Raw genomic sequence first — 17954 nt, forward strand, 5'->3', positions numbered from 1 at the left:
CCCCACCGTCGCTCAGTCATCTACCGGGATCGCGCAGCGCACAAGATCGTAGAGTTACCGAGGTACGACGGCCCGGGAAGTACGAAGTCCCCATCTATGCACTCTTCCGGCGCCTGCGGTGGATCTTGTCGGCGACGGCGTCGGCGGCCTGGTGCAGTAGTTCTTTGGTGACGCTTTGGTAGGTGTCGCGGGTCAGGGTGGTGGTGGAGTGGCCGAGTTGTTCAGAGACGACTTTGACGTCGACTCCGGCGCTGAGGGCGATCGTGGCGGCGCTGTGGCGTAGGTCGTGCAGGCGGATCGGGGGTAGACCGGCTTGGCGTACGAGCCGGCGGAACCGTTGGGTGACAGCGTTGGGATGCCATCCGCGGCCGTCGGGACGGACGAAGAACAGCCCGGTCTGTGGCCACGAGTCGCCTGCGACGAGGCGCCACTGGGCTCGGCGCGCCCGATAGGCGGTGAGGACTTTGGTGGTTTCGGTGTCGAGGGCGAGGTCCCGGTTGCCCGCCTTGCTCTTGGGTTTCTTCTGCACCGCCTGGTAGCCGTGGGTGGCGATCTGGTTGTTGATCGTCGTTTCCCGCTGGTCGAGGCGGACCTCGGCGTCGAGGAGCCCGCAGGCCTCGCCGCGGCGGGGGCCGCGGTAGGCCATGTAGTGCCACATGGGGTGCAGGTCCGGGGCGTGTTCCTTGGCGTAGTCGAGGAACTCCACGACCTGCTCGTCGGTCCAGACCATGACCGGTCCGGGGACTTTGCCGGTTTCCTTCCACCGCTGCACGCGTTCGGCCTCCCACACGATCGGCACCGGCCGACCACCAGGCGTCTTGACCAACGCGGCAGGGTTCGACCCGACGATCAACTCCTCGGCGAGGGCGTCGTTGAGGGCTTTGCGGAGGCAGGCGCGGATGCGCTGGCGGGTTGACGGGCCGGTCGGCCGGACCCCGGCGACTGTTCGGCGGACGGCGGCGCTGGGGTTGGCTTTGGCGGCGAGGATGTCGGCGTTGCGGCGTTCGATCGCCGCGAACATGGACTTGATGTGGCCGGTGCGCAGCTTGTCCAACGGGATCTCGCCGAGGTGCGGAACGAGGTGGACCCGCACGATGGACTCGTAGCCGCGTACCGTGTTCGCGTCGACGGTCAACTCGGTCAGCCATCGGATGAGGTACTCGCCGATGGTGGGCATGTCGGCCAGGGGCCCGTCGCCGCGCAGCCGCTGCCGAATGCGGTCCACCTCAGGCAGAGGCTGCCCGCCGCGTACGGCGGCCTGCAACAGGTCCGCGATCTCGACCCGGCGCCGCCGATCGCGTCCGGCAAGGGCCAGCAGTGCGCGAGCCTGGTCCACCTCGGCGGTGGCCGCCTGGTGGCTGGGCAGGCCAGCGCGGCGCAACTGCCGTCGGCGCCCGTCTGAGGTTGGGGGGAGTTCGAGTTGGTAGGCCCAATGGCCGTGGGCGGAGTTCCATGCCCGGTTGGGGCGGCGCAGCTTCGGGCAGGTGTTGCCCAGCGGCTTGCCCGTCTCCGGGTCGCGGCAGCCGCATCGCTTGAAAACACTTCCGTTCGGCATTCGTGCTCTTGCTCCTGGATCGTGGGGTGGTGGTGCATCGGTTTGGTCGATCGACATCCACGCGTGACCCGCCGCCACGATCAAGTCAGGTCGATGTCCGGACTGGGCTCGATCCCATGACGGGCGGCAGGGGCGTCCGCAGTCAGTGAAAGGTGGCTCTGGCACGAAGCGGTCAGGGCGAGCCGGCGCCGCCCGGGCAAGGAGCCAAGGAGCGGAGGTTAGTAGCTGACGGCAGGCTGGTCCTTGCCAGACATAGGGTGCGCGCTGTGGACGCGACCTCGCCTGATGCCCGTGTGCCGCCGGCTCCGGTCCTGGCTGAGGGCTTCCGCGAGGTGCTCGACGCCTTCGAGGAAGATGCGGGCCGCGCACCGCAGTTGGTGGAACGATGGCCCATACGTCGCCGCCTCAACGGCCTTCAACGACTGGTGGCAGACCGGCCCGGGTGGGCCGATTACCCCCGTCGACCTCGCCGCCGTAGTGCTTGAGGCGCTTCGCCAAGTCGGCCCAGCTCTGCTGGACTCCTCGGAGGTCGCCCGGCTGACCGCGATCATGCCGAAGCGAGGGCGGGCGAAGGCCCGCGCCCGCGCCGGTGGCATCATCGCCGTGCCCACTGGCAACCGCGACTACCACCTGGTCGTGCTCGTTTGCCGCAACAGGTTCGGCGCCGCCTTCGGAATGATCCGCGGCCAGTACCCGCTGCGGAACCCGACGGCCGGCCTCACTGCGGCAGCCACCGGCATCGGCAGGTACTGCGACGAGGAGGCGATCTCGACCGCACGATGGCGCACCGTCGGGCACGACAGCCAACTGCTCGGCTGCTTTCCCGCCGATCCGGAGATCTACCACCGGCCCCAACACCGCCTGCCGGCTTGCCGAGCGTCGGCGAGTTCGGGTCAGGAGAGAACGCAAGCGGCCACCTGCGTGATCTGACCGCCCCCGAAGCGCTCGCCATCGACCTAGCCGGCAGCTACCAGCAGGTGTACCTGCACGAGCAGTTCGAGGCGGCGCTCGCCGAAATCACCGCCCCGCACGGCGGTCAGCCCATCAACCAAGACTGTCGGCGGCTGCCGGGTCGATGGGTGGTTGCGCACGCAGGTCGAGCCTGGCCTAGCGGTCCCACCGATCGGCGTCCGGTAGGGCAAGCAGCCGCACGTGGTCGTGCAACTCGGCCGACGCGTCGTGCTCTCGCAGAGCGTCCGGCGCGTGTCGTAGCACCCACAGCGACAGCGCAGAGCACCACGTGTCTTCGTCGTGCCAGCTCGACCAGGGGAGCGCGTCGCCCAGCAGGTGGTACGTCCACTCGTCCACGGCCGTGACCAGCCGTCGCCGCGCCGCCGCGTCGGACAGCAGCTCTGCCCAGATGGTCAACCATGGGGTGAGCTTGGTGGTGGCCTCGGCGAGGAGCGCCAGGGCCTGATGGGCGGGCACCTTTGCATCGGGCTCGACCAGGACGTGCAGCCACCAGGCGTCGAGGAACTCCCGCAGGGCATCGCGTTGCCCGGTGGGCCACTCCTGCCAGCGGCCGGCGGTGAACAACAGCCCGAGGCTCTCCATCCCGGCCATTGGCTCTATTCGGCCCGCCACGAGGCCCTGGGTCAGTTGGGGCAGGATCCGGCGCAGCAGCGGCCCGGGGTAGCGCCAGTCCGTGGTCCAGTACGTGCGGCGGAGCAGGTCGTCGTCAAGCGGCACGTCCGGGGTCTTGAGCAGTGCCAGTTCCTCCGCGCTGCCCCAGTGACACTCGCAGTTGGACTCCTGCCGGTGGGCCGTCATGCCCCGGAATGTGGTGGCCACACCCGCCAGCGCCGCGTCCAGGCGGTCGCTTACGTCGGTCGGATCAGGGGTCACGGCGAATCCGCCTTCGAGGACTCCGGAGGCGTATACCTGCCGAAGAGAAGGATCTTAAGCCATACGAACCCCGCGCGTGCCCGGTGTCAAGGAGCGAGGGATCCCGGTTGGGGCCAGCTGCCCCGCCCGTAGCCGGGAGGGCGGGGTCCAGGTCGTCGCCCGAGCGTCGAGCTGAGCTAAGGCCACCGGCTATCTTGCTCAAGGCCGGTCTTTGCCGTGACGCTTTCTGATAGAGGAACGGTCAGGCGGGGGCATCTGTTGCATTGCGGGGTGAGGTGTACAAGTGACCGCATCGGCCCATAGGGGTGTTGGTTCCTGGTTCGGTCATTGCATCGCCGCTGCGGCCCTGCTCATCCCGGTGAAGTTTGCCCTGTTGCTGGCGGCCGTGGGCGTGGAGGGTTACCTCGGCAGGACGCTGCCAGAGGGAATCTTCCTGGCGCTCGGCATCGAGTTCTTCCTCTACTTCGTGCCGACGGTGCTGATCTTGGTGGTGCTTGCGGCGATAGGGTGGGGGACCGGAACCGGCACGATTTTCGGTGTCCTCTGCGTGATGCTTCTGACTCCAGTGGCGGTCCTGGCCGTTCTGTTGACGCCTGGGGTGGGCTACCTCGTGATTGAGACTGTCGGGCAGCTCGTGGTTGCGGCGGTCGCCGTTCGGTGCGCGGACTCCTTCGCCCGCGGATCACGACGGCAGAGCAAGCATGGTGACCGAGGACCAGACGACCTACATCTCCGAGGAATTGGATGACGATGACGCCGGCTGTCGCTGGACTCTGACGAACGACGACGGACGGTGGTGCGGGGTGCGACGGGAGTTGGAGCTGTCGAGGACGGCCTGATCGTTGCATGGGGGCAAGGGGTCAACCGTTGCCTCCGCGGCGCGACCAGGGCCTACTGTGGCTGCGTGCCGCGCATAGAGCTGACTACGGAAGTGCCGGCGATGCCGGAAACCGTCTTCGATACCTGCCTCGATGTTGACATGCACACCGAGTCCATGAGTACGAGCGCCGAGCGGGCGGTCGGCGGCGTAACAACCGGCCGCTTGAAGGCCGGCGATGCGGTGACCTGGGAAGCGAGGCACCTCGGCCTCTCCTGGCGGATGACGGTCCGAATCACTGACTACCGACGGCCACACGGCTTCATCGACGAGCAGGTACGGGGCCCGTTCGGCCGATGGCGCCACGAGCACCGCTTCACGCCTGACCCGACCAACCCCTCAGCCACAATCATGCGTGACGTCGTCGATTTCACCGCTCCGATGGGGCCCGTCGGCGTCCTCGTGGCAAGCCTCATCCTGCGGCCATACCTGCAACGACTCATCGCGCGCCGTAACGCCTACCTCGCCGCCGCCATGGCAAAGACTCCTGACCCGGGCCATGACGAGACGCGCGCGAAGACGGCCGGTGGAGGCGGGGCATAGATGGGGCAGACGACACGTAGAACGCCGGCAGCCAGCCACCAACGATGTAAGCCCAGAGCCGGCCGTAGCGCGCCGAGCAGACAGAGGGCGGGTATCGCTCGTTCGGCAGCAGGGGGCAGAGGGCAAGTCGGTGCCAGCTCAGGCGTGTATCAATAATGACGCTTGCGATGCATCTCTGACGATCCGGCGCCCTCTTCCGGGCGCGTCGGATGGCCGGGGCTTACCTGTAGTTGGTGAATTGGACGGGATATCGCCCACTAGCAGCCAAAACATCGCCATGATCGCCGCTAGGCCGTCGCCAGGCCGTCCGAGGGTGATCCGAGCACCTTGGTCGACGGCCCGCCGGATGCGGTCCTCGCCGGTCGGCATGAGACCTGCCAGATGCGACCCAACCGGGGCGCTACGCGCGGTTGACCCAGCGATTACCGTCCCAGGCCCATTGCGGCTCTGAGCGTTTATCGCCGCCGACCACCAGCATGATCGCACCACCGCCAATCGAGATCGCCAAGACAACGAGGCCCAGAAACGAGCGCACGACCGACTGGCTCTTGCAGTCCTGCACTACGGCGGCGGTGAAGGTGTCATCGACTGACCCCGTGTCCGGCGCGACTAGCTGGATTACCGGCGGGGCACAACTTATCGAGGTACCCAACACGCTGACCTTGGCCGGCAGCAGAAACAAGACGATCCCGGCGATGATGCCGACGATCATCGTGAGCGCACCGGCGGTCTTCATAGTGCGCACGCTAGCAGCGGGCCTTCCTGCCTCAGATCAGCCTGTTGGCGGAGATAGCCACACGAACCGACACCCCGGTGACGGCCGGCTGCTGGCGATGTCTGGACGTCACGCCCGGCGCCCGGCGGCTGGCGCGAAGGGCGGGGAGCCCGGGGGCCGCCGCAGCACGACAGCCCGTTGACCGGTGGGGTGGTGGGCCGGCCCCCTCGGCCGCGCGGCCACGAGCCCGCGCGGGGTAGGGGGAGCGCACGCCGGCCGCGTTGGCGAGCTGGCCGCGGTCGCGGGATTGCGGTCAGTGCGCCTCCGGCGGGGCGCTCCGGCTCCAGGATGGCCGGGGCTCCACCGGCGGGTAACGGTCCGTGGATGGTTGCGGTGGGTCATCCCGCCTGCCGTCGACCAGGGGGCGAGCCGAGCAGACCACCGCCCGACCCGCCAGCGTCCGCACGAGCCGTCATTAGGTCCGCTTGATGTGGCGGGCCGGGCGGCGGCCCGCTCCCAGGGCGGCAGACGGGATGGCAACGGCATCAGCATGAAGCCAGCTCAGGCAGAGAAGCGCGCTTCGCCTGTTCGCTTGTCCACGACAACGGGGGAATTTCCGGCCATCGCCTGATGCCAGTCATCAGCCTCGACGTACGCCTTCCCGTTGTAGGGAAAGACGTACACGTCGTTGAGGTCCTTGACGGCGTAGTCCACGATGACGATCGGATAACTGAAACGTCCTCTGACCTCGGCATCCAGGAACTGTTCGGCGATCTGTCGGGCAAACTCCATGGAAATCAACGTCTCATTGTCCCTTAGTCGTCGTGCCACCTACGCCAGTAGCCGGTACCGCAGCGCAGAATTCTGCCCTCGTTTTGGGACGCATCGGGCACCTTGCCGTCACGGGCCCTAGAGCGTTCCGACCGGAACCCCGCCAGGAATGCTGCTGGCAGCGGTTGTCTCATGCGTGGCCGACGACCTCGCCCGACACCCCGCTATTTGATCGGGACCCTTAGACAGGAGTACCGGAGTTGGTGGGATAAGGTCCCGATATCGGTGATCCAGAGAAGCTTTTCATCATCCGCTGGGTCAGCCGCCTCCGCCATCTCAATCTTCTTCAGCATCGCGGAACCCGGCTGGGCTATGCCCGTGACCCCTGATCGCTTCGCCGCCTCGGCGATCGGCCGCATCACAATCGGATCGTCATAGGTAATGGCTTCCTGTGCCCGCACGTTCTGCTCGCACGCCCACTGCGCCAACGCCGGTCCGTCCAATGTGGGGATCGGGGCCACGGCGACGGGACGGGAGGTAACGGTGGGGGTGGCAGAGGGCTGCGTCGAGGGATGGTCGGTCTGGCAGCCCGTACGGCAAGGATCACGGCTGAGGCTAGGAGGACCGATCGCATGCGCGGCACCCGACGAGAATAGACGGAATGATCTTTCGACGTCGAGGCACGGCGATGTCACCCTGCGAGAGTGCGCCGCCGCAAGCACGCAGCCACCTGCCGCTCGTCGTGCCCGAAGCGTGCCCGATCCAGAGGTCAACACCGGCCCGGAACGGGCACCTGGCACAGCCTCGACCAGACCGCCCCGCCCTCGGCGGGAAGGGACCGACCTGCTCACCGATGTGGATCAGTCCGTGCAGGGGTTGACGCAAATCGCTTCCCAAGCTGACAGTGCGGGTTCGATTCCCGTCACCCGCTCCAGCGCGAGGCCCCAGCTCAGGACAGGTTGCCTGGCTGGGGCCTTGATCGTTGCTACCGCTTCTTGCGCTGGCCGTGCCCCTATGCCCGCTATGTCGGGTTTCAGGACGTCCGTGACAGATCAGTCTCGGGACGTGCGTGACACGTCCGGCTAGACGATCTTTACGGCTCAGGCTACAGATTCTGGCGGTGCCGTGAGAGGGGTCGGATTTCACTCTCGCGGAGACGGCTGGTCGGGTGGTGCGCCGGTCGGTGTGGGATGGATGCCGAATTTTTCGATCATGAACCGCCAGAACAGGGCGACCCCGTCCTGCGCTGGTCTTTGGATCCGGTCGTTCCGGCCGGTGTGGGTGATGTGCTCGATGGTGATCCACCCGTAGGCCGATCGGACGGCGACGACGTCGACCGGTGGTGGCGTGACGGGTTTCGGTGTGACGATGAGGTCGGTCATTGAGGTCGTGCCGGCCAGGAGTGCTTCGGCTTCGAACGCGATGACGCTGTCGACGATGTCCAGCACCGGTTCGTAAGCGGCGCTGTCGTCGAGGACGGAGTGCAGACGTGCCGCGATCTTCGGCCATGGCTGTTCACGGAACTCGGCTGACGACCCCAGGGCGTGCATTCCTTCAGCGTGTCAGACGGCGGGCGGTTGTGGCCTTCCGGCTGGAGCTGCTGGTCGCGGGGGTTCGGGTTTCCGGACCTTGAACCGGGCGATGGGTTTGGCGGTGGTGCGCGGAACTTCGGTGAGGAGCTGGTCGCCGTCGTGGACGTGGAAGGTGGTGTCGGCGGCTTCGACGGTGAGGGTTGCTCCGGCGTGGGCGTTGCCGACGTGGATGCGTTGGCCGGCGATGACGAGGGTTCCTCGGCAGCTGACGCGGCGTTCGACCCGCACCGGTTCCGGGCTCGGGGTGGGTGGTGGTCCGGCGGGGCGAGCGTCGCGGATGCCGGCGATCTCGGCGGCGGTGAGGGGGTTGGGCAGGTTGCGCAGGAGGATGCCGTGGGCGGTGATCTGCATGAGGCCGCGGTCGAGTCGGACGGTGACGCGCCGGCCGGCGAAGTGGTAGCCGACGGGGTGTTGCCGGCCGGCGAGGCTGATCAGGCCGGTGGCGTTGACGAGCCGTTCGACCTCGATCGGGGCGCCAGCCTCAACGGGACCTGTGTTGATCGGTGGTGCCCCGGCGGGTTGGCCGTCGTCGGCGAGGAGTTGGCGCAGGTGGGTGGGGGTGAGCCGGGACGGGACGGTCTTGAGTCGGACGCCGTTGATGAGCAGGTGGACGACGGTGGTGTCGGCCCAGAGGGTGACCGGGAGTCCGGCGCGGGTGGGGCTGAGCCAGAACTGTTGCCCGCAGACGGTGAGGTTGCCCGAGGCGGGAACGAGGCGGGTGACCTCCACGGCCAGGCCGACGTCGTCGCCGACGGCCGCTGGCGCGGCGGGGATGGAGGTCTGCTCGGCGGATGGTGACGGTGCCGGTGCCGGCAGCGGTCGGCGGGGTGCCGGGATGGTGCTGGTCAGGCTAGGCGGAAGTAGCAGCGGCAACTGCTCGTCGGCTGGTGGGGCCGTGAACCGGTCGGCGGGGAATGCCATGTTCAGCGACTGGTGCGGTCGTTGGGTGTTGTATTCGTGGCGGAACGCGTCGATGGCGGCCAGGGCTTCCTGCGGGCTGGCCCAGACCTCGACCTCGTCGAGGAGTTCGCGTTGCAGGGTCTGGTGGAACCGTTCGACCTTGCCGGTGGTTGTCGGGGTGCGGGGTTTGGTGTTGCGGGCCACGATGCCGTTCTCGCGGCAGATGCGTTCGAACATCACCTCAGCCGGGCGGGGCTGGGTGAACCGGCCGGTGAACTGCTTGCCGTTATCAGTCAGCACTTCCTCGGGGATCCCGAACCGGTGCAGTGCTTCGGCGAAGGCCAGACAGACCGGCCAGTGGCCCGCCGAACCACCGTGGCGATGACGCAGAACCGGGAGTGGTCGTCCACGCCGGTGACGACCTTGCTTGTCGAGCTCCAGTTGATGCGTTACGCATCGGTTTCACTTGAAGGGTGACAGTTCGTCGGCCCGCTCCGGGCTCTGGTGTCACAGTGCGTAACGCTTCTGATCTCGCACCCGACTCCCTTGCGGGTTTTGCGGCTGCCTACAGCATGCGCAGAAGGCCGTACCTTGCGGCGAAGTCCGTGTCGGCGCGTGGTGGTGTCCGCCGCAGCAGTTGCTCAGCCTCGCGGTTGCGGCGCTCGGTGCCTAGGCCGACGCCGACGTGTTCAAGCATTGGGTGATCAACGAACGGCATGAACGCATCAGCCGGGAGCGGCGACTCAGTGACCAACAGCTCCCGCAGTTGGGGTGCGGCAGCGAGGCCCTGTAGGGATGCCGGGTGCCGAAGGTGCCGCATGGCGGTGAAGTCGGCGCGTAGCAGCGCGGTGCAGGAGCTGAAGTCGGGTAGTCGGTCCAGGGCGAGCGCGTCCAACCACAGCCATTGCAGTGCGGGCAGGCGTGTCACCGGGGCGAGGTCGGTGAGTTTGCGAACTGCGCGAAGCGCGACGTAGCGGAGCGTGGGGACCTGGAGCAGCCATTCCGCGTGTGCCAGGGAGCCGAGGGTCAGCGCCAATGACTGCAGGTGGGGCAGGGCAATCAGTGGGAGGTGCTGGTCGATCGGGAGTCGCCACAGCGCAAGTCCCTGCAGGCCGGGGTTGGCGTCGAGCAGCTCCGGAAGGCCACGCCGGTGCGCGACGATCCGCAGTTGGCGAAGGTCATGGAACGCGGCGACCGGGGTGAGGTTGAGAGGCTTGCGGGTCTCGCCGATGTCCAGGAGCTCGATATCGGCGCTCAGCTGTTGCAGCGGCGCCAAGTCAGTCAGGTTGTGTAGGTGGGCGACGCTGAAGCGACGGAGGCGTGGGAACCAGCGCAGGAACCGCAGCGTAGCGAGGTCCTCGTCGAAGCCGTACGCGCGCAGAGTGACCGTCGGATGGTCCGTCAAGAGCGCGGCGAGCGACCTGTACTCCGCCTCGGCGAGTGGCTGGCTGAACTGAACAACCGAAGCATCGCCGAGCCTGACTCGAAGCTGGTTCATGTCGATGGGGCTCGACACGTCCACGATGCGGCTCATGACCTGCGATTTTCCCGCCTAGGCCGCCAGCACGCCAGCGTCGTGAACCATGGCGTCACCGTCGGTGCCCGGCACTCTCAGGGCCTGTGTAACCCGTCGACTGGCAACGCCGTGTAACGCATCAACCGGAGTACGACACACGCCTGCCGGCAAATTGGCTGGGCCTGCCCCGTTTCGACGGACATCCGAGATCAGGAGCCGGTAGGGCTCCGGGACGATGTCCAGCATCATGGAGAGCGTGGGGAAGAAGCGATCGAGGCCGAGGCGGGCGTTCACGCCTGAGTTCAAGGCCGAGATCGTCGAGTTGTGTCAGCGCGGGGACCGCAGCGTCGGGCAGGTCGCGAAGGATTTCGACCTGACCGAGACCGCGGTGCGGCAGTGGGTGGAGCAGGCCGAGATCGATGCTGGGACACGCTCGGACGGGCTGACCAGCGACGAGCGGGCGGAACTGGCTCGGTTGCGGCAGGAGAATCGCCCGCCACCTACGAGAACGGCACCAGCATCCGGTTGCTACCCGCCCTCAAGGTAGCCTGAAGATCAACACATCGACCCTGTCCGTCGAATCGGGTCAAGCCCAGGCAGCAAATGTTGGCAATGTGGGGTCTCAGGACGTCCGTGATGGCATGAAGGAGCGAGGCCCCGCTCCTTCATGCCATCACGCAGGTCCCGAGACCGGACAACCGGCTGCCGGCGATGCCTGGTCTCGCATGATGGTTGACGAAACGGCGTCGAAGGGATATTTGACGCCAGGTCGAGATCGATAGGTTCTGGTGCCTGGGTCGATGGTAGGGCGAAGCCGTCGCGGAGGGGACGGTTCGCTTGGCGGTGTCGGTTGATGGTTGACATGGTCATCTGGGATGCGCGCCGAGCGTGCAGATTCCTTGGGCTAGCCGCTGTGCGGGACGAGGATTTCGGCGAGCGTCCGCTCAAAGTGCTCGTGCAGGTACACCTGCTCATAGCTGCCGGCAAGGTCGATGGCGAGCGCTTCGGCGGCGGTCAGATCACGCAGTTGACCGGTGGCAGTCTCTCCTGACCCGAACTCGCCAACGGCGGGCAAGCCGGCAATCGGTGGTTCGGGCCGGTGGTAGATCTCCGGGTCGGCGGGAAAGTAGCCGAGCGCTTGGCTGTCGTGCCCGACTATGCGCCACCGCCCAGTCGTGATCGCCTCCTCGTCGCAGTACCTGACGATCCCGGTGGCTGCCGCAGCGAGGCTGGCTGTCGGATTCCGCGGCGGATATCGGCCGCGGATCAATCCGAAGGCTGCGCCGAACCTGTTCCGGCAGACGAACACGACCAGGTGGTAGCCGTGGTTCCCGGTGGGCACGGCGATGATGTCACCGATGCGGGCGCGGGCCTTCGCCCGCCTTCGCTTCGGCGTAATCGCGGTGAGCCGGGCGGCCTCCGAGGAGTCGAGCAGGGCTGGGCCGACATAGCGAAGCGCCTCATGCACTACGGCGGCGAGGTCGACGAGGTTGATAGGCGTACCCGTGCCGGTCTGCCACCAGTGGTTGAAGGCCGCTGTGGCGGCGACGTACGGGCCATCGTTGACGCCGGCGAGGACGTCGGTGTTTCGGGCGCGTGCGCGTGGCCGCTCGACGAAACCCACAATCTCGTCCGGGTGGCCGTCGGCCAACGCATCATCAGGCAGTGTTCGGGCGCCCGCCCGCAGGATCTCCAGCAGTTCCACCAGATGGGGAGCGCGGCCCGCATCTTCCTCGAAGGCGTCGAGCACCTCCCGGAAGCCCTCGGCCAGCACAGGAGCCGGCGGCACGTGGGCATCGGGCGAGGTCGCATTCACAGGCGGCACCCTATCTCTGGGCGGGACCAACCCGCTGTCAGCTCCCGACCTCCCCCTGGCACCGTCCTGGGCAGCGCCACCCCACCAGTTGCAAGCTCCAGCGCACTTGCCTGCGCGCTGTTTGTGATCATGTCAAGCATCCTGCGACGCCGTTTCGTCAACCATCATTCGAGACCAGGCAGAAGAGCCGGCGAAATGTCGGGTCTCAGGACGTCCGTGACAGAACAGTCTCGGGACCTGCGTGACAGGTCCGGCTGGACCTGCCGCGAGGGCTTGTGCCGGTGCTGGCAGGCTGGCGGAGTGTCTGCGGAGTTGCATGGGGACTACTTCTGGATGTTCGACCTGGTTGCCACAGACCAGGTTGTGCGACGCCGGGCGCTCGCTCGTCAGCAGGCGTTGGTTGCGGCTGCAAGCGAGGCGCTGCACCGATGGAACGCGCTGTGGGCCGTGGAGAGAACGGCCGCGCCGACCCAGCCCCAGCTCGTCGCCGAGATGGACCAGGCCAGCGCCGACAAGTTCTGGCATTACAAGCGAACGATCCAGGGACCTATTCGTGCGTTCCTGGACTCAGCCCCCGACGATCACGTTACGGAGGCGTTGTGGGCACCGTTTGCGGTGCTGTACCTGCGATGGGAGGCGGACTATCCGACCGAGTGGGGAGCGCCTGAGTCGTGGATGTGGTCCCCATGGGGGACCAAGGAAGTGCTTCTCCGCCGGCTCGATCGCGTCGGTCTTCCGGAAGGTGCTCGGCCTCAGATTGCAGAGTTGATTCTTTCAGCCTTGGGGCGACCCTATCGGTGCAAGGACTGGATGTACGCCCCGCTGGTCCGATACCTTGACCTGCCGTTCCTCGACAGGGTCGCCGCGCTGACACGGCGGACGACCCGTTGGTACGGCTCCGGGCGCAGTTCGTCCTACACGTGGCCGAGAGCCGCGAGCGGCGGATTACACGTACCAGCTGGCAGCGTTGGCTGAGCGCAAGCGGATGACTCAGCGGCCTCGACTCCACCGTGCCACTGGCAAGTGTCACCGAGGTGCTGATACCGATTTGTCACGCAGGTCCCGAGACCGGACAAATGTCGAGTCTCAAGACGTGCGTGACAGATCAGTCTCGGGACGTGGGTGACACGTCCGGCTAGACGATCTTCAGTTTGCTTGCGTTGGGCTATCCGAAGGAGCCGTCGTCGCGGTTGGCGAAGGCGGCGCATCCGTCGTGTTCGAAGCGGACCCGTCCGTCGAAGTTCGAGGCGGGGCTCGTGCAGGCACCGTAGTCGTGGCCGAGTTCGCCGTCGAGGGGGATCCAGAATCGGCATCCGCCGCATTGCTCGTCGTACCAGGCTTCTGGGTAGGCCGGGTCGGCGGTGTCGCGGTTGCGCTGTTCGATCCACCGCTGGTGGCAGTGGTTGTTGTGGTCAGCGTCGTTGCCGGTCCACGGTTTGCCCTGTGCCATGGGATCAGGGTGCGTCACGAGAGTCGATCGGAGGAGGGATTTTCGGGAGGGTAGGACGTCGAGGCGGCGTGCCGTTGCCGGGGCGGTTCCGGCTTGCGGACCTTGAATCGTGCGATGGGCTTGGTGGTGGTGCGGGGCACTTCGGTGAGGAGTTGGTCGCCGTCGTGGACGCGGAACGTGGTGTCGCAGGCTTCTACGGTGAGGGTTGCTCCGGCGTGGGCGTTGCCGACGTGGATGCGTTGGCCGGCGATCACGAGGGCTCCTCGGCAGCTAACGTCGCCTCGCTCGATGCCGAGCTGCCGCCGAACCCAACAGCCAAGGTGGGTGAGGGTGGCCGAGACGGGGTCGGTCATCGTGCCGCATGGCTCTACCGCCAAGACGGCGACGTCAAGTTCACCCTCTACGGCTTCAACTTCATCGACGGAACGTACCTGGAAACGACCTTCATCAGCGCGGACACGGCCGACTGTTGGTGGCCAGTTGTAATTCCCCGGGTACGGCCACCTTCGCTCGTCACTTTCTGTGATCGAGAACCGGGGGTCCTGAACCCTGCACGGCATCGGCAGCGGTACGGACATACCAAGCGACCGTCAACAGATCTCGCGTCCGGAAGTAGGCGGCCTGGTCCTCATGCCACAGGTCGGCCTGAATGCGGTGCTGGAGCGTATCGACCGCGGCGGCCAGATGTTGCCGTTGGACGGGCGTGAGAGGTCCTCCCGTCGCAAGGCATGCGGTGACGCAGGAATCGACCTGCGACGCGATCGGGTCGGGCCAGGCCAGCAGGGCGGGCAGGCGCTTGCGACGCCAGAACGCCAAGGCATGCATGGCGGCCTGCTGCGGTGCCCCGTACCAGCATCGAGGGCCCTGGTTGGGGTTCGGATCGTTCGGGCGAGGGCTTCGTTGCCCCCGACGCTTGGCGGCGCGGCGCGCCGCGGCGTACTCGCGGAGTTCGGCGTGCCAGCCGGCCCGGCTCGCGCTCAGGGCATCGAGCGCGCGCAGCAGGGCTACCTCGTCATGCTCGAACGGCCCGGCCACCACTCGCAGGAAACTCAGGGTCGCGTGATAGCCGATCGGCCGGTACAGCTGCACGCAGGACCGTAGCGCCGATACCCGGCGTCGATGGGGCAGCGCCGGGTTGCGAACATGCCGGGCGTAGGCGCTGAAACTCACTCGGCGAGGCTAGCTTGGACGGACGACGACTCCAGCCCAATATCCACGCAGGGTAACCGGACGCGGCCAGATAGCTCCCCGCTAACTGGCCGCCCGTGGGGAATTCCTGCTGGCCGCCGACAGCCGACCTCAGATGGGCCGTCGACGCCTGGCGTTCGGTGACTCGATCAGACCGTTAGCGATCAAACGACATGCCCGCCGGGTGACTCATTGAGTGACGATCGGTGCGGACGCCAGCGGACAAGCACGGACGACAGCGGACCGCGTTCCCAGGTCAAGGGCCAAAGAGCAGCAGCTCACGTGGTGGTGTTGGTTGCCTGGGGGTAAAGGGGTCGACGAAGACGAGGTCCAGGCCGTCGCGGCCGTACCATCCGCCCGTGGACCTCGATGGATCCCTCACGCTGGCGGAGGAACTGGTTCAGCGCGCCTACCCACCGCAACGGATCACGCGGCACGTCGGGCTGGGTATGGATGTCAGTGGCCCCGGCTACCACATTGTGTCCGTCGCGGTCAGCGATGTCTTCTGGGAGGAGTCGGCCGAGCGGTGGGAAGAGGTCTGGGACCACTTCGAGACCAAGCGCGCACGGCTCGTGGCGGCCCTCACGGGTGCGTGGGGCTTGCCCCACCCTCGAACCTTCCGCAACGACCTCGATCGGGCGATCCGAGGTGAGCCGCTGCCGCCGCTCGCCGATGTCCTAGTCGAGTTCATTACGGACGCTGTCAACGACGGCTGAAAAGTGAGCAGGTTGCGACGGTTGAAAACTGAGCACCCGCGCTGATGGTTTGTCCTACTTGTTGCGGTCTTTAGCGAGGAGTTCGCGGCGGGCTTTGGTGCGGTAGGAGTCGCCGGCGAGGGTGAGGACTTCGGCGTGGTGGACGAGGCGGTCGATCATGGCGGCGGCGACGACTTCGTCGCCGAAGACCTCGCCCCAGCGGCCGAAGGGCAGGTTCGAGGTGACCAGGATCGAGCCTTGTTCGTAGCGGGATGCGACGAGCTGGAAGAACAGGTTCGCGGCGTCGGTGTCGAACGGGATGTAGCCAACTTCATCGATGATGATGAGCCGGTAGCGGCGGATCTTCTTGAGCTCGGCCTCGAGGGTGCCGGTGTGGTGGGCCCTGGCCAGGCGGGTGATCCAGTTTGTGGCGGTGTCGAACAGCACGGAGTTGCCGGCCTGGGCGGCTTTGATGCCCAGGCCGATGGCGAGGTGTGTTTTGCCGATGCCGGGCGGTCCGAGCAGGACCACGTTGTCGGCCTTGGGTACGAACGTGGCGGTGGCCAGGTGGGCCAGGACGTCCTTGCGCAGGCTGGGCAGGTGGTCGAGGTTGAAGTCCTCGAGGGTCTTGATGGACGGGAAGTGCGCGGTGCGCACCCGCATCATGTTCCCGGCCGACTCGCGGTCAGCGACCTGGCGTTCCAGGACCGCGGTCAGGTATTCCTCGTGCGACCAGTTCGCGTCGCGGGCCGTGTCGGCAAGGTCCTGCCAGACCCGGCCGATCGTGGGCGTCTTGAGCACCCGAGTGAGATAGGCAAGTTTCGAGTCCAGCTGGTCCGAGCGTGAGCGTGTCCTGTCGGGCGTGCTCCCGCGCGTGCTGGTCGCTGTGGTGGTTGGCATTTAGATCCTTTCCGCGATGGTTGATCCGGCGCCGGACTGGTCGCCGGGCGGGTCCTGAGGCTGGTCTAGAGGTCGGGGGTCGAAGTCGACGCCGTAGAGGGCGTCGTAGTCGGGCAGCGCCCGTAGGGCCACGACGTGGCCGTCGGGGTGGCTGCGGGTGCCCGGGCGTTGCGCGGCGCGGCGTTCGGCCAGCTCTGCGCGCAGCAGCTTCGCGGTGGCCCGATGCTGCGGGTCGGTGATCGTGGCCCCGGCCGTCCAGGATCGGTCGTGCTCGGCCACGACCTGCCCAGCGCAGGACGCCACCACCCGTGCCGGGGTGGCGATCCAGTCGACGAACCGGCCGATCGCCCGCGGGTCGACGCTGTAGTCGTTGGCGTCGATGCGGATGTAGTAGTCCCGGCCCAACCGGACCCGGCCGGTCAGCCCGACCTGCGGCGCCATCGGCGGCAGGGCGACCATCCCGGCCCGATCGGCCGGCCACCGATCCACCGGCCGGGCGCCGATCGCGCGCAGGTGCCGCACGTTCGCCCGCTCCGTCAGCCACCGGCCGATCTGGGTGTTGAAGTCGAACGGTGAGGTGAACGTGCGCCCGGGCAGGAACGAGGTCTCGAAGAACCCGTTGCGCCGCTCGACGAGGCCCTTGGACTCCGGATCGCGTGGCGGAGCCAGTTTGATCCGAACGCCGAGCGTGCCGGCGAACGAGGCCGCCTCCATGGTCAACCGGCCCGTCCCGCCGATCGCCGCCTCCCGATCCCACAGCAGCGTGCGTGGGCACGCGCCCCAGTCGGCGATGACCTCCCACATCCCGGCCAGGATGTCCCCGGCGCGCCGCGACGGGATCATCACCGCGTCCGTGACCCGCGAGTGCCCACAGGTCATCGCCAGCACCGGCAACACCCGCGCCTGGCCGGCACCCACCGGCACCGGCAACGGCGGGAACCACAGATCACACTGCGCCACCTCGCCCGGCGCATACTCGATGCGGTCGGCCGGGTCCACGCCGGCGAACAACGGCCGCAGCTCGCGCACCCGATCCTTGAGCACCGTCAACGACCGGGTCCACCCGATCCGCTCCGCGATCACCGTGGCCGGCATCGTCGGCCACTCCGCCAGCAACGAACGGATCCGAGCATCCACCGCGTCCACCGCCGAACCCCGCAGCGCCCGCTCATACTTCGGCGGCCGATCCGACGCCAACGCCCGCGCCACCGTGTTCCGCGAAATCCCCAACCGCCGGGCAATCGCTGCCTGACTCACACCCTCAGACCGGTGCAACCGACGGATCTCGGCCCAGTCCTCCACACTGATCACACCCCAAGCCGTACACAGGGTGCTCAATTTTCACCCGTCGACTACGGCTCAGTTTTCACGCGTCGTCGACAGACGCCGACACCTGGTACCGCCACGGTCGAAGCGTCTGCGTCAGCTTGGGTCAGTGGGACAAGGAGTTCCCGGTCCAGCTGGTCCTGGCCGTCGGCGAACTTGGTGCGTCTGAGTAGCCAAGGCCGGCCCAGGGCTCGCCATAGCGGCCGGGCGAGTCCCAAGATCAGGCCGTATCCAGGCCGTCAGAGGTGGACCAAGAGCAACGAAC

At 67.1% G+C, this 17954-nt stretch carries 20 protein-coding genes; 6 read left to right on the forward strand and 14 right to left on the reverse strand.

All coding sequences use genetic code 11. The features are described from left to right. Window positions 1-94: 94 nt before the first annotated feature. Window positions 95-1555, reverse strand: coding sequence for a tyrosine-type recombinase/integrase (locus ACY34I_RS06245; protein ID WP_462753307.1), 1461 nt, complete (start codon window positions 1553-1555; stop codon window positions 95-97). A gap of 354 nt (window positions 1556-1909) precedes the next feature. Between ACY34I_RS06245 and ACY34I_RS06250 the strand changes: the two genes are divergently transcribed. Next, window positions 1910-2485 carry a hypothetical protein gene (locus ACY34I_RS06250; RefSeq protein WP_462753309.1) on the forward strand — a complete coding sequence of 192 codons (576 nt, stop codon included), beginning with the start codon at window positions 1910-1912 and terminating at the stop codon, window positions 2483-2485. A 177-nt stretch (window positions 2486-2662) separates the two neighbouring features. Here ACY34I_RS06250 and ACY34I_RS06255 read toward each other — a convergent pair whose 3' ends face one another. Next, window positions 2663-3400, reverse strand: a complete 738-nt coding sequence (locus ACY34I_RS06255) for a hypothetical protein (protein WP_462753311.1) — start codon at window positions 3398-3400, stop codon at window positions 2663-2665. Between the two features lie 283 nt (window positions 3401-3683). On the opposite strand from ACY34I_RS06255, the gene ACY34I_RS06260 reads away from it, so the two are divergent. Both ACY34I_RS06260 and ACY34I_RS06265 read left to right on the forward strand, forming a co-directional pair. Next, window positions 3684-4148, forward strand: a complete 465-nt coding sequence (locus ACY34I_RS06260; protein WP_462753313.1) for a hypothetical protein — start codon at window positions 3684-3686, stop codon at window positions 4146-4148. 156 nt (window positions 4149-4304) lie between these two features. After that, window positions 4305-4820: an SRPBCC family protein gene (locus ACY34I_RS06265; RefSeq protein WP_462753315.1), complete on the forward strand. Its 516-nt coding sequence runs from the start codon at window positions 4305-4307 to the stop codon at window positions 4818-4820. 400 nt (window positions 4821-5220) lie between these two features. Here the strand turns inward: ACY34I_RS06265 and ACY34I_RS06270 are convergent, their stop codons facing one another. The 6 genes from ACY34I_RS06270 to ACY34I_RS06295 form a co-directional block, all read right to left on the reverse strand. Further along, window positions 5221-5556 (reverse strand): hypothetical protein, encoded by a 336-nt coding sequence (locus ACY34I_RS06270; RefSeq protein ID WP_148803695.1) that lies wholly within the window; start codon window positions 5554-5556, stop codon window positions 5221-5223. A gap of 540 nt (window positions 5557-6096) precedes the next feature. Then, the gene (locus ACY34I_RS06275; protein ID WP_462753317.1) at window positions 6097-6327 is read right to left on the reverse strand and encodes a YrhB domain-containing protein; all 231 of its coding nucleotides are present in this window, start codon (window positions 6325-6327) and stop codon (window positions 6097-6099) included. A gap of 203 nt (window positions 6328-6530) precedes the next feature. Next, window positions 6531-6794 (reverse strand): hypothetical protein, encoded by a 264-nt coding sequence (locus ACY34I_RS06280; RefSeq protein WP_462753319.1) that lies wholly within the window; start codon window positions 6792-6794, stop codon window positions 6531-6533. Window positions 6795-7448: 654 nt separating this feature from the next. Further along, window positions 7449-7856: a hypothetical protein gene (locus ACY34I_RS06285; RefSeq protein WP_462753321.1), complete on the reverse strand. Its 408-nt coding sequence runs from the start codon at window positions 7854-7856 to the stop codon at window positions 7449-7451. 12 nt (window positions 7857-7868) lie between these two features. Beyond that, window positions 7869-9098: an integrase core domain-containing protein gene (locus ACY34I_RS06290; RefSeq protein ID WP_462753323.1), complete on the reverse strand. Its 1230-nt coding sequence runs from the start codon at window positions 9096-9098 to the stop codon at window positions 7869-7871. Window positions 9099-9363: 265 nt separating this feature from the next. After that, entirely contained in the window at window positions 9364-10332 is a 969-nt protein-coding gene (locus ACY34I_RS06295; RefSeq protein WP_462753325.1) for a leucine-rich repeat domain-containing protein, read from the reverse strand. 229 nt (window positions 10333-10561) lie between these two features. On the opposite strand from ACY34I_RS06295, the gene ACY34I_RS06300 reads away from it, so the two are divergent. After that, window positions 10562-10861 (forward strand): transposase, encoded by a 300-nt coding sequence (locus ACY34I_RS06300; protein ID WP_462753460.1) that lies wholly within the window; start codon window positions 10562-10564, stop codon window positions 10859-10861. A gap of 357 nt (window positions 10862-11218) precedes the next feature. Here ACY34I_RS06300 and ACY34I_RS06305 read toward each other — a convergent pair whose 3' ends face one another. Beyond that, on the reverse strand, window positions 11219-12130 hold the full coding sequence (locus tag ACY34I_RS06305) for a hypothetical protein (RefSeq protein WP_462753327.1): 912 nt from the start codon (window positions 12128-12130) through the stop codon (window positions 11219-11221). A gap of 300 nt (window positions 12131-12430) precedes the next feature. Between ACY34I_RS06305 and ACY34I_RS06310 the strand changes: the two genes are divergently transcribed. Continuing rightward, window positions 12431-13105 carry a hypothetical protein gene (locus tag ACY34I_RS06310; protein ID WP_462753329.1) on the forward strand — a complete coding sequence of 225 codons (675 nt, stop codon included), beginning with the start codon at window positions 12431-12433 and terminating at the stop codon, window positions 13103-13105. Window positions 13106-13295: 190 nt separating this feature from the next. On the opposite strand, the gene ACY34I_RS06315 is transcribed toward ACY34I_RS06310, so the two are convergent. From ACY34I_RS06315 to ACY34I_RS06325, 3 genes are all read right to left on the reverse strand, one after another. Continuing rightward, window positions 13296-13580 (reverse strand): DUF3027 domain-containing protein, encoded by a 285-nt coding sequence (locus ACY34I_RS06315; RefSeq protein WP_462753331.1) that lies wholly within the window; start codon window positions 13578-13580, stop codon window positions 13296-13298. A 14-nt stretch (window positions 13581-13594) separates the two neighbouring features. Then, window positions 13595-13834, reverse strand: coding sequence for a hypothetical protein (locus tag ACY34I_RS06320; RefSeq protein ID WP_462753333.1), 240 nt, complete (start codon window positions 13832-13834; stop codon window positions 13595-13597). Window positions 13835-14093: 259 nt separating this feature from the next. Then, complete coding sequence (locus tag ACY34I_RS06325; protein ID WP_462753335.1) at window positions 14094-14750, reverse strand: hypothetical protein; 657 nt, start codon at window positions 14748-14750, stop codon at window positions 14094-14096. Window positions 14751-15127: 377 nt separating this feature from the next. On the opposite strand from ACY34I_RS06325, the gene ACY34I_RS06330 reads away from it, so the two are divergent. Beyond that, on the forward strand, window positions 15128-15484 hold the full coding sequence (locus ACY34I_RS06330; RefSeq protein WP_462753337.1) for a hypothetical protein: 357 nt from the start codon (window positions 15128-15130) through the stop codon (window positions 15482-15484). A gap of 54 nt (window positions 15485-15538) precedes the next feature. Here ACY34I_RS06330 and istB read toward each other — a convergent pair whose 3' ends face one another. After that, window positions 15539-16363, reverse strand: coding sequence for an IS21-like element helper ATPase IstB (gene istB, locus ACY34I_RS06335; RefSeq protein WP_462753339.1), 825 nt, complete (start codon window positions 16361-16363; stop codon window positions 15539-15541). After that, window positions 16364-17674, reverse strand: a complete 1311-nt coding sequence (istA, locus tag ACY34I_RS06340; RefSeq protein WP_462753341.1) for an IS21 family transposase — start codon at window positions 17672-17674, stop codon at window positions 16364-16366. Window positions 17675-17954: the final 280 nt, after the last annotated feature.

The sequence above is a fragment of the Micromonospora sp. RTBAU3-60 genome (genome assembly GCF_054963695.1).